Raw genomic sequence first — 15,906 nt, 5'->3', positions numbered from 1 at the left:
TCTCAACGGATCTGGTCCAGCGAAGGCGGATCGGATCGGGTGCAGGTCAGCCAGTGCGGCCTGGACGGAAAATCACACGAGACCCATCGGCTGCACCGTGAAGGATGGCCCTATGGTCCACCAGATCGACGTACCCCAACCTGACGATGCTGCAGCCATAGGCCGGGTGCAGTTGAGGGCCTGGCTCCAGACCTACCTCAACGAGGGAGCGGGGATCGATGAGGCGTGGATCCACGAGCACCGCGGGTCGGCTGTGACCACGGAGGGTATTGCCCAGTGGCGAGAGTTCATCGAGGAGGCCGTGCGGCAGCCGGATCTGTTGTTCTGCCGTGTCGTTCGTTCCGGGGCGGAGATCGTCGGGTTCCTCTGCGGGCGCCGAGACGAGGTGGTCACTCTCGGGCCGATGTATGTGTTGAACGAAGCCCAAGGCCAAGGCGCCGGCGGTCGGCTGATGGGCGAGTTCCTGGCGTGGGCGCAGGACGCTCCCATGCGCCTGTGGGTGACCGATTACAACGAGAGGGCGATCCGCTTTTACGAGCGGTACGGATTCAGGACTACTGGTGAGCGTGAGCTCTGGCGAGGCAAGCTGCCCAACGTGCGCATGGCCCGTGAGTCCGAACTGGGCGACAAGATCACCTAAGACAGCGCGCGAATCGGACCAGTTCATCTGAGATAGAGACCAGGTCGGCTGAGATTCCCAATCAAGTTGTCAAGGCTCATCGGATACACATCGTGGTCCATATGGAACGCCACGTAATCCCCGTTATGTTTTTCGCGGTCCTGCAATGGGGCCGCTGGCCTCCGGGCCCGGTATGACTGTGTCCCCCTGTCGAAGGCATGACCTGGGGGGTGGTGTCACCGGGCCCGTGGGGTGCCGTCGGAGACGCTGATGAGAGGTCCGGCCACCGTCCGGTCCGGCGCAATGCCGGGCAGCTCGCGGGCGGCAGGTCTGCATAACGTGGATGCGCGCGTACGACACCACTGCCGAGGCCGGCACGTTCGACTCCCCTGGAAGGGCGCGATGCTCGACACCGAAGACGTGGGCGTGTTCCTCGGCCTGGACGTCGGCAAGACCGCTCATCACGGTCATGGGCTCACGCCGGCCGGGAAGAAGGTCTTCGACAAGCCACTGCCCAACAGCGAGCCGAAGCTGCGGGCCGTCTTCGACAAGCTGGCCGCGAAGTTCGGCACCGTCCTGGTGATCGTGGACCAGCCCGCCTCCATCGGCGCCCTCCCGCTGACCGTGGCCCGGGACGCGGGCTGCAAGGTCGCCTACCTGCCCGGCCTGTCCATGCGCCGGATCGCCGACCTGTATCCGGGTGAGGCCAAGACCGACGCGAAGGACGCCGCGGTCATCGCGGACGCCGCACGCACCATGCCCCACACCCTGCGCTCCCTGGAACTGACCGACGAGATCACCGCCGAACTGACCGTACTGACCGGCTTCGACCAGGACCTCGCGGCCGAGGCCACCCGCACCTCCAACCGGATACGCGGCCTGCTCACCCAGTTCCACCCGTCGCTGGAGCGCGTCCTGGGCCGCCAATTGGTGGCGGCACCTTGAGAGTCGGCCGGGCGGGGGCCGCCGTGGCACCGACGGCCCGTGTACCGTTTCGTCATACCGGGCTTCGGACGTCCGCAATGGTAGTGGCGAAGGGGTCGGCTAGGGCTGTCAGTGGCTTGGGATCGCGGGATGCGAGCCACTCCGGGCGGGGGTTGGCGATCTGGCGCAATGGGTTGTCGACGCTGTTGTAGCGGATAAAGATCACCGACCGTAGATTGCCCGATAGGTTCGGCGGCGAGCAGTGCAGTAGCCGCCCGTCGAAGACGACCGTGGTGCCCGGCTTGCCCTTGATGGACACCAGGCCCAGGCTGTCGGCGAGCCGGCGCAGCGCGTCTGGCGTAATCTTGTGGCGGATGTCGGCCGTCAGGGTGTTCTCCCAGCCGTCCTGGGCGGTGCGCGTCTCGTCATCCAGGGCCAGCCGGTGAGAGCCAGGCATGATGAAAATCGGACCATTGAACTCGGTGACCTCATCGAGGAAGACCGAGACGTTGAGTGCGCGCGGCTCGACCATGCCGTCATCGCGCTGCCAGTACAGGTAGTCCTGGTGCCACTCCCATACATCGCCCTGGAAGGGTGCCTTGGGGTTGAGTTGGGTCTGGTGGATGTAGACGTCGCTGCCCAGCAGCGCGCGGGCGGGTTCGAGATTGCGTAGGTCGCGCGTGAACCGGTCGAACGCGTTGCTGTGCCGGTGAACGGCGTACACCGACCGTACTTGTTCGCCGTCGCGCTCCAGGATCCGTTGAGGGATTTCGAGCTGCGACAGCCGGTGGGTCTCGCGCAGCAGGAGGCCGGTTTCCTGAGCCGAGAACTGGCCGGGGAGCACCAGGTAGCCGTGTTTTTCGTAGAAGCCGATGTCGTGGGCGGACAGCACTGGGTGTCTTCCTCTCCTTGTCGCATGCGCGGAACTCTGTTCGTCACGCACGTGCCGAATGGTCGAACTGGGACCCGGGTTCCGGGTTCCGCAGGCGGCGATCGCAGCGGTGTCACGGGGCCAGCACGGCTTTCATCACCGAGCCACCAGCGACGTTGCGGATCGCCTCCTGGACGTCCACCAAGGGGAAGGCCGTCACCAGGGCGCGAAGGTCGAAGCGCTTGGCCAAGGCTGGCAGGATCCGGATGTATTCGGCGAGGTGGGCGCCGGTGAACGCCCACGAACCGATGACGTCCAGCTGACGGTGCACGATCTGGTGGGGGTTGAACCACGTGTTGCCCCCATCGGTGTACTGGCCGACGATCAGGTAGGAGCCGCCGCGGCGGGTCATACGGGTGCCTTGCTCGACGGCAGCGGGCACGCCGGCGCATTCGATGACCAAGTCGGCTCCGCGGCCGTGGGTGAGGTCGAGGACCGCGTCGAGCGCGCCCTGGACGTCGCCGGAGTCCACGACCTCGATGTGCTCGTCCCCGATCCGCGCCGCGCGGGCGGCGGCGATCCGACTGGGGGGACCTCCGATCAGAATGACACGGGCTCCGGCGAGTTGGGCCAGGCTCGCGGCGGCTAGGCCAACCGGGCCGCTGCCCTGGACGACGACTGTCTCGCCGAGCCGTACTCGGCGCCGCTCCCACAGGGCGTGGATCATCGTGGGGCCAGCGCACGCAAAGGACATGGCGGCCACCGGGTCAGTGTCCGTGGGTAGCTTGATGACGGTCGTGCCCGGTTCGAGGCTAATGAAGTCCGCCCACGACCCTCGCAATGGTGATGCCTCGGTGGTGGGCCTGTTGACGCCGTAGGTGCGCCGGTTCGTGCACAGGGTCGGCTCCCGCAGGATCCGGCATGCGTGGCACGTACCACAGGTGATCGAGGACGCCCACATCACCGTGTCACCGGCGGCGAGCGGGTCCCCGTTACTGTCACGCTCGGCCCCGTCGCCGAGTTCGTAGACGGTGCCCAGTCCCTCGTGGCCGAGCACAAGCGGCGTGGGGACGTCGAGATGGCCGCGGGCCAAGTGCAGATCGGTACCGCAGATACCAGCGTACTGGCAAGCCACTGTCAGACCGCCTGGCACTGGCGACGGCACGTTGAAAGAGGTGACGATGGGCGGTGTCGTGAAGTCCTTGAGCACGACAGCGCGGGCTGTGGTCACAGGCGTTCCCTTCTCTGGTTGTGCACGGCCCTGGAGGGGCCGGGGGCACGGCGGACCAGCGACTCAGAAGGCGGGCTGTCCGTTGTCCACGATGGCCCGGTCTTCCTCGATGGCCAGCGGCCTGGTGTCCCGGCACACCAGGTACTCCGACCTGGGCTCGCCGGTGGGCCTGGGGAGGTTGTGTACGTCGTTGTAGGTGGCGATGGCGACCCGGCGCGAGGAGGGCGACAGATTGGGGGACGATCCGTGAACGATCTCGGGGTGGAAGAAGGTGGCTGTGCCTGCGGCGCCGGTGGGCGTAACCAGTTCGTGCCGCTCAATCAGCGCTTCCAGTTCCTGCGGCGACAGCGCGATGTCGTCGGGGTCGAGGTGCTGATTGGACCGCCAGCGATCGCTCCGCCCGTCGCGTACCAGCCCGTCGGTGTGCGACCCGGCGACGAAGGCGATCGGACCGTTGGCCTCGTTCACGTCATCGAGGAAGACCACCACGTTGACCAGATCTGGTGCCGGGAGGTTGTCCGCTATCCGCCAGGCGACATAGTCCTGGTGCCAAGCCCAGCCGTCACCCCCGAAAGCCGGCTTAGCGTTGATCTTTAATTGGTACAGGTAAACCTGCGGGCCCAGCAACTGCCTGGCCGGTCCCACCAGCCGCGGCGAGCGGACCAGCGCAGCGTACTCGGGCTGCCGCAGGTGTGACGCGTACAAGGCGCGCACCTCTTCGCCAGCGGACTCGCCTATGCGGTGGTCACCTGGAGACATGGCATCCCGGTCGAAGGCCGCGAGGAGCGCCGCAACCTCTTCAGGGGTGAACAGACCGGGCAGGACGAGTACACCGTCACGCTTGTACTGTGCGATCTCTGTCTCGTTGAGCATGGCTGAACTCTCAATCTCTTTCACTGGGTAGGTGGTCAGCAGTGTTCACAACCGCCAGGGATCGCATGCGGCGAAGGGCGGGGCGAGGTGCGGTGAATTCGGTGAGGCGGAGGGCGATGCCTTCGACGGTGGGGTGGTCGAACAGGTCGCGTACCGACAGGTCACGCTCCAGCTCCGATCGGATCCGGGCGATCAGCCGGGTGGCCAATAGCGAATGTCCGCCCAGGTCGAAGAAATTGTCGCGAGTACCGACCTCTTGCACACCCAAAATGTCCGCGAACAGGCTGCACAGCGCCACCTCCTGCGCGTCTCGCGGAACACCACCGCCCGTGGCCGCGGTTGCGGCCGAGTAGTCGGGGGCTGGCAGCGCTCGCCGATCGACCTTGCCGTTGGCTGTCAGGGGCATGCAGTCGACCACCACGACGAAGGGGACCATAAAGTCGGGAAGGCTGTCAGCGACAGCCCGGCGCAGCGCCGCCTGCTCGACGAGGTGACCGGCACGGGCCACGACGTACGCCACCAACCTCCGGTCGCCGGGCCGGTCCTCGCGGACCACGGCTATCGCCTGCGCGACCTCCGGTGACCGTGCAACCGCGGCCTCCACCTCGCCCAGCTCGATGCGGAACCCACGGATCTTTACCTGGAAGTCGGTGCGCCCCAGGAACTCCAGTTCCCCATCCGCCCGCAGGCGAACCGAGTCCCCGGTGCGGTACATCCGCGCCCCGGGAGGACCGTAGGGGTCGGCGACGAAGCGAGCGGCCGTGAGTCCCGGCCGTTTGAGGTACCCGCGGGCCACCTGTCGACCAGCGATGTACAGCTCTCCGGGCACCCCTGTCGGCACCGGTCGCAGCGAGGTGTCCAGCACGTAGGTGCGGGTATTCCAGACCGGGGAGCCGATCGGCACGGTCGTCGTGGTGCCGATGGCGTCACGGGAGAGGGTGTAGGAGGTGGCGGCGTGTGTCTCGCTGGGACCGTAGTGGTTGTGCAGAGTGCGGCCGGTACCGGGTGCGCACAGATCGCGCAGGGCGGATCGGACGGTCAGCGCCTCGCCGCCTTGGACGACATGCACAAGGTCGGGCAGCGGCAGGTTCAGTTCGTGGACGGTCTCGGCCAGGCCCTCCAGCACCGGCGCAGGCGCTATCAGTTCATTGATCCGGTGGTCGGCCAGCCAGTGCGCCAGCTGCCCGAAGTCCCTGCGGACCTCATCGCGGGGCACGGCCAGGACCTTGCCCGAGGTCAGTGCGGAGAAGATCTCCTGAGTCGCCGCGTCGAAGCTCAACGAGGCGAACTGCGCGGTCGTCGTACCCGGACCCCCGCCCAATGCTTCGGCGTGCCAACCCAAAAGGTTGACCAGCGCTTCGGAGGGGAACACCACGCCCTTGGGCCGCCCGGTCGACCCCGAGGTGTAGATGACGTACAGCGGGTGGCCGGGGAGCAGGGGCGCGGTGCGGTCGGTGTCAGTGATGTCGTCGTCGCGCTGGGAGGCGAGCATGCGTACGACGTCCTCGGTATCGACGACGACGGCACCGGCGGTACCCTCCGGCACCCGCGCTGCCATCCGAGCCGTGGTCAGGATGCGCCGGGGCGCGGTGTCCCGCAGCATGTACGCGATGCGCTCGGTGGGATAGTCGGGGTCTACCGGCAAGTACGCCGCGCCCGCCTTGACGACGCCGAGGAGGGCGACCAGCAGGTCGACCGAGCGTGGCATCAGCAGGGCCACGGTCTCCTCGGGGCCGATACCTGCCGCAATCAGCATCCGGGCCATTCGGTTTGCGCGCCCGTTGAGCTCCGCATAGGTGACGGACTGCTCCTCGTACACGACAGCCACCGCGTCAGGTGTCCGTGCCACCTGATCGTCGACCAGCTTCGGCAGGCTTGCGCCGGAGGTCTCGTGGCCGGTCGCGCTGCTGGCCGCCAGCAAGTGCCCGCGCTCCTCGGCCGAGAGGATGTCCAGTCTGCTCAAGGGTGTTCCGGGCTCGGCCAGTACCGCGTCCAGCAGCCGGAGCAGGTATCCATTGAGCCGTTCGATCGTGACCGGTTCGAACAGGTCTGTGGCGTACTCGACGGCGACATCCAGACCCGCCGGGTCCCCATCGGCCGTGAACCGCTCATCGATGCTGTAGGCCAGGTCGAACCTGGCGACGTCGAGCGGTGATGAATCGAGCTCGACGTCGAGCCCGGACAGGGCGAAGGACGCTCGCTCATTGTTCTGCGATACGACGAGGACCTGGAACAGGGGGTGGCGGGCCGTCGAACGGGACGGCGCCAGCGCCTCGACCAGCGACTCGAACGGCAGGTCCTGGTGGCCGAACGCGTCGAGGTCGGCGTCCCGCACCCTTTCCAGCAGCTCGCGGAAAGTGGGATCGCCAGAGGTGTCGGTGCGCAGCACCAGCGTGTTCGCGAAGAAGCCGACCAGGCTGTCCAGCCGCTCGTCGGTCCGGCCGGCCACCGGACTGCCGAGCGGGATATCGGTGCCCGCGCCGAGCCGCGTGAGCAACGCGGCGACCAGGGACTGCACGGCCATGAAGACGGTCCCGCCCGACGCGCGGGACAGCCGCAGCAGGTCGCTGTACCGGCCGGCGTCGAGGCGCAGCGTGGAGGTGGCGCCGCGGTAAGAGGCCCGGGGCGGCCGCGGACGGTCGTAGGGCAGTTCGAGCTGTTCCGGCATGCCCTGCAGCGCCTTGCGCCAATAGTCGAGCTGCCGCGCGAGGATGCTGTCGCCGTCATCCGCGGCGCCCAGCAGGCGGCGCTGCCACAGCGCGTAGTCGGCGTACTGGACGGGCAGGGGCGGTTCAGCCGGCGGGCGGTCCCGAGTCCGCGCGGCGTAGGCGTCCAGCAGGTCGCGGGCCAGCGGGGCCAGGGACCACCCGTCGCAGGCGATGTGGTGCACAGCCAGCAGCAGTACGTGCTCCTCGGGTGCAAGCGCGAGGAGCATAGCGCGCAGCGGCAGCTCGGTGGTGACGTCGAAGCCCTCGCGTAGGAACGCCCTGCGCAGTCGGGTGGCCTCCGCCGGGTCGCCCGGCTCGGCTACGGTCAGCGGCGGCCGGGCCCGCTCCGCGGTCAGGATCTGCTGTCGGGGCTCCCCGCCGACCGCGGGGAAGACGGTGCGCAGGCTCTCGTGACGGGCGACGAGGTCGGCTAGGGCGTGCCGCAGGGCGTCCCGGTTCAGCGGTCCGCGCAGGGAGAGCGCGAGCGGCATGGTGTAGGTGGCGGTCCGCCCGTCCAGCCGGTTGAGGAACCACATCCGTCGCTGGGCGTACGCGAGCGGCAGCGGTTCCGGGCGCGCCCCGGGCGTCAGGGCGGGGCGCGGGTCGGCGGGTGCGCTGAGGCGGCCGACAACGCCTTCGACGGTGGGGTGGTCGAACAGGTCGCGTACGGACAGGTCGCTGCCCAGCCGCGAGCGGATCCGGGCGATCAGCCGGGTGGCTAGCAGTGAGTGGCCGCCCAGGTCGAAGAAGCTGTCGCGGGTGCCGACCTCCGGTACCCCCAGCACTTCCGAGAACAGGCCGCACAGCGCCTCCTCTCGCGCGTCGCGTGGCACGCCCCCCAGCGTGGCGGCGCCGTAGTCCGGTACCGGCAGAGCGGCCCGGTCGACCTTCCCGTTCGGCGTCAGGGGCAACTCGTCCAGCGCGACTACGACGGACGGGACCATGTGGTCCGGCAGCTTCCCGGCCACCGCACGCCGTAAGGCGACAGGGTCGGCCCGCCGCCCCGGGGATGCGACCGCGTACGCCACCAGCCGTCGGTCCCCCGGCCGGTCCTCGCGGACCATCGCCACCGCCCGCGCGACGTCCGGTGCCTCTACGACCACCGCCTCCACCTCGCCCAGCTCCACCCGGAACCCACGGATCTTCACCTGGAAGTCGGACCGTCCCAGGAACTCCAGCTCCCCGCTGGCCCCCAAACGCACCAGGTCCCCGGTGCGGTACATCCGCGTCCCAGGTGGACCGAACGGATCGGCCACGAATCGAGCCGCCGTCAGCCCGGGCCGGTCGCGGTACCCTCGGGCGACTCCGGCACCCGCGATGTACAGTTCGCCGGATTCCCCCGCTGGCACCGGGCGCAAGCCCGCGTCCAGCACGTACAGGAGGGTGTCTTGGACCGGCTCGCCCAAGGGCGGCCGGTCCAGGTGGCGCTCCGCGTCCAGGGCCATCGCGGTGGACCACACGGTCGTCTCGGTCGGCCCGTAGAGGTTGGTCAGCTCACGCGACCGCCGGTAGAGGTCGCGGGCCAGTTTCGGCTGCAGCGCCTCGCCGCCGACCAGCGCCCGCACCCCGGAAAGGTCCACCGGGCCCGCTTCGAGCAGCGCCTGCCACAGGGCGGGGGTCGCTTGGAGGACCGTGACACCGCGCCGCTCGACGACGCGAGCGAGCCGGTCCGGATCGCGCTGTTCCTCGTCCGTCGCCAGCACCAGTACCGCCCCGCTCAGTAGGGGGACGAACATCTCCAGCGCCGCGATGTCGAACCCGACCGTGGTTACGGCCAGGAACCGGTCCGCGGCCGACAACCGCAGCCGCTCGATGAATGAGTGCAGCAGGTTGGCGATATTGCCGAAGGTCACTGCCACGCCCTTGGGACGCCCGGTGGAGCCAGAGGTGTACAGCACGTAGGCGATGTTCTCCGCGAAGACTGCCGCCGGGCGGGCCGCCGCGGAGTCTTCGGGCTGCTCGCCGGTCGCGAGGACCACGTCGCCGTCCCACGCCTGGCCGTCCTCGTCCAGGGCGAGCCGCCGCACGCGCAGCTCGGAGAGGCCGTCGGCAGCGGGCCGGGTGACGGCAATGGATGAGCCTGGTTCGGTCAGCAGGAGCGCGGGCGCCGCGTCGTGGAGGACCGCCGCGATGCGTTCCGCCGGGTGTGCGGGGTCGATCGGCAAGTAGGCGGCGCCCGTCCTTGCCACGGCCAGCAGGGCGGTCACCAGAGTGGGCGAGCGACGGAATGAGAGCGCGACCAGCCGCTCGGGGCCTGCGCCGTGCGAGCGCAACAGAGACGCGACGCGGTCAACGCGAGCGTCCAACTGGGCGTAGGTCAGCGTCTCGCCGCCGCACTCCAGAGCGACGGCGTGTGGCGTACGCGCGGCCTGAGCCGCGAACAGCCGCGCGGGCGATTTCAGCGCGAGGGCATCCTCGGAGGTCACGCGCCCTCCCTTGCATGGATGGCGGCGTCCATGCGCTCGACCAGCCCGTGGGGCCGCATGTCAGTCCAGTGGGTATCCACATACGCGACGCACTCCTCGCGCCCGCGGTCTCCGAGCGCGACCGACCAGCCCGCTGGCACGGGAATTCCGGCGAGCCACAGAGAGAACTGCCCCTCCTCGTTCACAAGGACATGGAAGGACGCCTCGGGGTCGTCGAACGGGTTGCTCATGAACGCTGCTCCTCCGAAGATTCGTTGTGCCGAAGCACGGCCGCTGCCAGGATGGGGGAGAGCAACCGCCCGACCTCGGCGGCGGCAGTGGTAAACATGTCGAAGTGTCCGGAGTCGATGGGCACGACCGTGATCCGGCCGCTGACGTGGTCCCGCCAGCCGCCCGCTAGTGGTGGCTCGGTTGGGGCCTGCGCCGGGAGCTCGCCAGCTGGCATGTCGTCCGGCAGGCCGTGGCCCAGCGGACCGCGCCGGGCGGCTAGAAGGGTCAGGTCCCCTGCGAAGCCGCCGGGGACGAAACGATGCAGCAGCCGGACGTTGTTCATCCCGACCCGGATCGCGGACTGCACCTGGTGCGCGTCAGCGTCTGCCAAAGGCGCGAACCGGCGGCGCACTTCGTACACGACCGCGTCCCCGACCACGGCCGCTCCCGGCATCTCGCTCACGGGCCAAACTGCGAGGTCGGCAGGACCACCGGTCAGGTTCTCCAGCGCCGTCCGCAGGAGTTCCCCCTCGTCGGGCTCCTCCAGAACTGCACTCCGAGGCCAGGGGTAGCTGTCGAATACCACGAGGAGGTCCACCCGCTCCCCCGCTTCGTGCAGCCGGGTCGCCATCGCGTGCGCGACCTGTCCGCCGAAGGACCAGCCGAGCAGTGCATACGGGCCGGTGGGCTGGACCTCCTTAATGCACGCGATGTAGTCCTCGGCCATTTCCTCGACGCTGCACGGCAGCTCATCCTCATCCGGCTCACCGTTCAGGCCGCGTGCCTGAAGCCCGTACGCCGGCAGGCTGGCGTCCAAGTGCTCCAGCAGGCGCAGATAACACCAGCTCCAACCAGTCCCCGGGTGCACGAAGAAGAGTGGCGGGCCTCCGGTACCGGGGCGAAGCGGCAGCAGGGGGACAGTCCCGGACCGCCGTGGGGCGCCATCGTGCCGCACCGCGCCGGGCGCGCTGTCCTCCGCAACCTGCGCCGCCCCAGCCCGTTCGAGCGCCGTACGGGCCAGCGCCGCCGCCGTCGGCCGACGGAAGACGTCGTGCACCGAGACGTCCACGCCCAGCGCCTGCCGAAGCCGCCCGACCAGTCGGACGGCCAGCAGCGAGTGGCCGCCGAGGACGAAGAAGTCGTCCTCGACACCCACGGAAGGCAGGCCGAGGAGGTCGGCAAAGATGTGGACGACCGCCTCCTCATGGGGCGTGCGGGGCTCCGGTCCCGACCCGGCGGCGGGTACCGGTGGAGCCGGCAGAGCCGCACGGTTCAGCTTGCCGTTCGGGCTCAGCGGCAGCTGGCCGAGAACAATGACGGCCGCGGGCAGCATGTAGGCCGGCAGCCGGTCCGCCAGCAGATCGCGCAGCCCGTCTGGATCAGGACACCCAGGCACCATGCCCGCAGGCTCAGGTCTCCCTGGCGTACGCGGACCGCGCGCCGGGGTGACATAGGCGAACAGTCGCCGCTCACCGGTGCTGTCGGTACGCAGCACGGCGCACGCGGAGCCGACGGTTGCGTCCTGCGCCAGGATGTTCTCGATCTCGCCCAGCTCCAGCCGCTGGCCGCGCAGTTTAACCTGCTGGTCCTCCCGGCCGAGGTAGTCGATCGCCCCGTCGGTCCGCCGCCGCACGACATCGCCGGTGCGATAGAGGCGGGCGCCGGGCGGCCCATACGGATCCGCGACGAACCGCGTGGCGGTCAGCCCCGGCTGCCCCAGGTAGCCCTTGGCGAGTTGGAGCCCGCCGAGGTATAGCTCGCCCACGACTCCGGGCGGGCAGGGGCGCAGCGCCTGGTCCAGCACATAGGCCTGGGTGTTCCACACCGGGCGCCCAATCGGCACCAGCCCCTCCTCCCCGGCAGCGCAGGAATGGTGGGTCACGTCGATGGCGGCCTCGGTCGGTCCGTACAGGTTCTCCAGCGCGACGCCGGGTAGTACCTGGTGGAAACGGCGTACCGTTTCCCGGCTCAGCGCCTCTCCGCTGCAGACCACCCGCCGCAGGCCCGTGCAGGCGACGGCGTCCGGTTCGGCGAGGAACAACTCCAGCAGCGACGGCACGAAGTGCACAACGGTGACGTGCCGCTCCCGTATGGTGCGGGCCAGCAGTAAAGGGTCCCGCTGCTCGTCGGGCGCCGCCAGCACCAGCACCGCGCCCTCCCGCAGTGGCCACAGCAGCTCCCACAGCGAGACGTCGAACCCGCACGGGGTCTTGTGCAGCACGCGGTCGTCGGCCGCGAGCGGGAAGGCGCCTTGCATCCAGCGCAGCCGGTTGTCGAGCGCGGCGTGCGAAACAACAACGCCCTTCGGCCGCCCAGTAGAGCCGGAGGTGAACAGCACGTACGCGGGGTGATCCGGTGTGAGGCTGGCCCCGACCGCGGGGGCGTCCTCGCCCGCAGGCTCCTCGTCCGCCGGGTCGTCGATGAGCAGGACTGCTGCGTCAGCGATGGGCACTATGTCGCGCGTGGCACGGTCCGTGAGGATACACACCGGCCACGCGTCCCGCAGCATGTCCGCCATGCGCCCGGCTGGGAGTTCTGGGTCCAGAGGTAGGTAGGCGCATCCAGCCTTGAGCACCGCCAGCAGTGCCACCACCAGTTCCGGAGAGCGCGGCAGCGCGAGCGCCGCGACACGGCCCGGAACGGCGCCGACCGCTGCGAGCCGTCCGGCCAGCCGGTCGGCGCGGAGGTGGAGCTGGGCGTAGGTCAAAGTGACCTGGCCGTCGACAACGGCGGGGGCATGCGGAGTACGAGCCGCCTGCTCAGCCAGGACGGCGGGCAGGGTGGAGACCGGAACTTCCCGGGCGGTGTCGTTGCTCTCCACCAGTTCCAGACGCCGTTCTGCGGTGGTGATCAGATCGATCTCCGATGCGGGGCAGCTGGGGTCTGCCAGGACGGTGTCGAGCACCCGCAGCAACCTGGTGCAGATGGCCTCGGCGGTGTCTGCATCGAAAAGATCTGTGGCGTATTCGAGGTATCCGTCCAGCGAGAGCGGGATGCCCTGCTCATCTTGATGCTCGACTAGTTGGAAGGTCAGATCGACTTTCGCAGTCGCCGGGCCGTCCACCGCTACCGGCACCGCACCGATCCGGCCGAAATCCGGCAGGTCAGTCCGCCGGGTCTCGAAGGCGAGCATCACCTGGAACAGCGGATGGTGGGTGAGGGTCCGTCGCGGGTTCACCGCTTGGACCAGCAGGTCGAAGGGCAGGTCCTGATGGGCGTACGCCTCCAGGTCTGTATCGCGCACGCGTTCCAGGATCTCGCGGAAGGAGGGGGCGCCGGACAGGTCTGTGCGCAGGACCACGGTGTTGACAAAGAAGCCCACGAGGTCGCCGAGTGGTTCCTCAGTGCGGCCTGAGACGGCGGCACCGATAGGGATGTCATCGCCGGCCCCCAACCGGCCCAGCAGTACGGCCAGCGCGGCGTGCAGAACCATGAAAGAGGTGCAGCGGTGCGCGGCGGCCAGCTCCACCAGCGCGCGGTACCGCTCCGGTCCGCAGCGGAAAGAGACGCGGCCCCCCTGGTGGCCGGCGACCGGCAGGCGGGGACGGTCGGTCGGCAGGGACAGGGCCTCGGGCAGACCGGCCAGGACCCGCCGCCAGTGGGCCGCCTCCCGGGCGTGCACACTGTCCGGCTGAGCCAGATCGCCCAGGTACTCGCGCTGCCAGAGGGTGAAGTCGATGTATTTTACTGGTAGTTCGTCCCACTGCGGCGTGAGCCCAGCTGCGCGGGCCCGATAGGCCGTCGCGAGATCGCGGACTAGCGGCGACCACGACCAGCCGTCAGAGGCGATGTGGTGAATGACCAGCAGCAGGACGAAGTCGTCCGGCCCAGTGCGGAACAGCGTGCAGCGGAAGGGGGGCAGCTCGCCAATGCGGAGGGGCTGCGCAATGGCGGTGCGCAGCGCGGCGTCCAGTTGGTCCTCGGGTACCGGCACGACCGGCAGGCCAGGCCGGGCCCGGTTGGAGTCGAGGATGCGCTGATACGGCTCGCCGTCGGCGTCGGGGAAGACCGTGCGTAGCGGCTCGTGACGCTCCACCAGGTCCGTCAGCGCCTCGCGGAGTGCCGGGGTGTCGAGCGGACCGGACAACCGGAGTGCCACGGGAAGGTTGTAGGCCGCCCCCAAGTCCTCCACGTGGTCGAGGAACCACAGACGTCGCTGGGCATAAGACAATGGGAGCACTCATGGTCTCCTCGATCGGATGCGCTGGCCAGGTCCCCCCGCAGGAGCGGGGTAATGAAGCCGCACGTACCGCACAAACGCCCCCGGCTCGGGTACTGATGCGCGGGCGTGGCGGTGGCGGCGATCGCCGCACTGCACTCGGTCGGCCGCAGAGAAGGAACAGGTGGCTAACTGTGGGTCTCGTCCGGCTCCGGAGCCCTCCGAAGCCGGAAGGGGCACAGTCGTCGGTGGCTCGGCGGGCGGATGTGGCCTCGCCGCACCCACCCTTACTCGGAACGGGAAATTTCACGCATCCATGTCCCGATATCAGTGGCGATGACACTTCAGAAAGACGGGATGTAAAATTCCGCCGCTCCTGACTTGTTGCAGGTTCAGGTGTCGGCCGTTGCGCCTGTGGACTAGCAAGACAACGGCACACTAGACGCTGAGGAACGGGAAGATCAACCGTCATATGTCAGGTTGACCGAAAAGCGCCCCCGGACTGCAGGTTCACGTCGACTGGCGCAGTCAAATCGTCACGGTTCACGGGAGGCGGGGCGTCTTCCGCTTCCGCAGCATAACGGAAGAACCGGGCGAAGCGACCATCACGCAACGAGTCAGCAGCGCCACTTAACACCCGGGGAACGGGTATTATTAGCCAATTGGCGATCGATGCCGTCACGAAGGATCAATGGCTGGAACGGCTTCCTGGTGTGGCCAGAAACCCACCTATCATGCCCTGGACAAAGATCCGAGGCGCTGCGTATTCTCTGGTTTGTCCGCCACCCCTGGGGGCTTCGAAACGCACTTGACATACCGGGGCAATCGCACACTCTGTTCACCAATTCATGAGCAATATCCGCCCCTCTCCGCTGGCAGGCAATGGAGCCGTGCGTCGGAGTAGGCGGACGTCATGTGGGTCCTATTGACCCAGCAACGGAAATCACCGGAACCTGACTGGATCCCGGCAACGGGAGTTCTTCCGCTGTGCGCTTTTCCTGACCAAAAGGTTCCCGCCCACCCGACCGAGGGCGTCCGGCCCACCGCTGCCGGTCAACCGATCCAATGACACCTGCCCGTGCGGCGAATGCTCACAGTGAAAGGGAGGGACCCCATGTATCCCGCGCTCCTGATCGGCCGGGGTGGCAGCCGAGGACTGCCCCGGAAGAACACGAGCAAGGTCCTGGACCGGCCCATGATGGTCTATCCGCTCCTGGCTGCCGCCAACAGCGCATCCGTCGACGAGGTCTACCTGAGCACCGACGACGCCGAGATAGCCTCGATCGGTCGCTCCCATGGCACCAAGATCATCGACCGGCCTCCCGCACTGGCCACCAGCGACGCACTGGTTGAGGACGTCGTCGTGCATGGTTACAAGGAGATGGTCCGTCAGCGGGGACCGTTCGGAATCTTCGTACTCCTGCTGTGCAATTCGGCAACCATCACGCCTGGGATCATCGACAAAGGCGTCGCCATGCTGGAGGCCGCCCCGGAACTCGACAGCGCCCTCACCGTCTCCCGATACAACGAATACTCGCCGGTCCGGGCCCGGCGCATCGACGATAACGGGCTCATCGCGCCCTTCGTGGACGTGGACTCGATCCCCGGCGCGTCGTGCGACCGCGATTCACAGGGGGACGTCTACTTCTGCGACGGGTCGGTCTGGGTGCTGCGCGACAGGTGCACCAACCTCTCCGCGGGACAGCTTCCCTTCCGCTGGACCGGCCGTCGCATGGCCCCTCTCCTCCAGACCGGAGGGTTGGACATCGACAATCCCGACGGCGCGGCGCGGACGGAATGGTGGCTGAGGGAGAACGGATTTACCGCCACCACCACACCGTACGACCGCGCGACAAGCGGGTGATTTCGAAGGCTGTGGAAGAAA

The 15,906-nt window shown here is 68.4% G+C and carries 8 protein-coding genes and 1 pseudogene; 3 read left to right on the top strand and 6 right to left on the bottom strand.

The window, feature by feature from the left end; genetic code table 11:
- Nucleotides 1–112: 112 nt before the first annotated feature.
- Both OG607_RS41395 and OG607_RS41390 read left to right on the top strand, forming a co-directional pair.
- The gene (locus OG607_RS41395) at nt 113–640 is read left to right on the top strand and encodes a GNAT family N-acetyltransferase (protein WP_405734876.1); all 528 of its coding nucleotides are present in this window, start codon (nt 113–115) and stop codon (nt 638–640) included.
- A gap of 381 nt (nt 641–1,021) precedes the next feature.
- Nucleotides 1,022–1,549: pseudogene (locus OG607_RS41390) on the top strand (IS110 family transposase); the annotation flags it as partial.
- Nucleotides 1,550–1,616: 67 nt separating this feature from the next.
- Here OG607_RS41390 and OG607_RS41385 read toward each other — a convergent pair.
- From OG607_RS41385 to OG607_RS41360, 6 genes are all read right to left on the bottom strand, one after another.
- Nucleotides 1,617–2,435, bottom strand: coding sequence for a phytanoyl-CoA dioxygenase family protein (locus OG607_RS41385; RefSeq protein WP_405734874.1), 819 nt, complete (start codon nt 2,433–2,435; stop codon nt 1,617–1,619).
- 112 nt (nt 2,436–2,547) lie between these two features.
- Complete coding sequence (locus OG607_RS41380) at nt 2,548–3,567, bottom strand: zinc-binding dehydrogenase (RefSeq protein WP_405737410.1); 1,020 nt, start codon at nt 3,565–3,567, stop codon at nt 2,548–2,550.
- A gap of 141 nt (nt 3,568–3,708) precedes the next feature.
- Nucleotides 3,709–4,518, bottom strand: coding sequence for a phytanoyl-CoA dioxygenase family protein (locus OG607_RS41375; protein ID WP_405734872.1), 810 nt, complete (start codon nt 4,516–4,518; stop codon nt 3,709–3,711).
- Nucleotides 4,519–4,528: 10 nt separating this feature from the next.
- On the bottom strand, nt 4,529–9,652 hold the full coding sequence (locus OG607_RS41370; protein WP_405734870.1) for an amino acid adenylation domain-containing protein: 5,124 nt from the start codon (nt 9,650–9,652) through the stop codon (nt 4,529–4,531).
- On the bottom strand, nt 9,649–9,882 hold the full coding sequence (locus OG607_RS41365) for an MbtH family protein (RefSeq protein WP_405734869.1): 234 nt from the start codon (nt 9,880–9,882) through the stop codon (nt 9,649–9,651). Before OG607_RS41365 ends, OG607_RS41370 begins: the two co-directional genes overlap by 4 nt.
- A complete protein-coding gene (locus tag OG607_RS41360) occupies nt 9,879–14,042 on the bottom strand; it encodes a non-ribosomal peptide synthetase (protein ID WP_405734867.1) in 4,164 nt (1,387 codons plus the stop codon). The genes OG607_RS41365 and OG607_RS41360 overlap by 4 nt, the downstream gene beginning before the upstream one ends.
- Before the next feature lie 1,093 nt (nt 14,043–15,135).
- On the opposite strand from OG607_RS41360, the gene OG607_RS41355 reads away from it, so the two are divergent.
- On the top strand, nt 15,136–15,885 hold the full coding sequence (locus OG607_RS41355; RefSeq protein ID WP_405734865.1) for a cytidylyltransferase domain-containing protein: 750 nt from the start codon (nt 15,136–15,138) through the stop codon (nt 15,883–15,885).
- The last annotated feature ends 21 nt before the right edge of the window (nt 15,886–15,906 follow it).

The organism is Streptomyces sp. NBC_01537, assembly GCF_045040445.1.
Taxonomy (GTDB): domain Bacteria; phylum Actinomycetota; class Actinomycetes; order Streptomycetales; family Streptomycetaceae; genus Actinacidiphila.
This window is presented reverse-complemented; position numbering and strand designations above follow the sequence as displayed.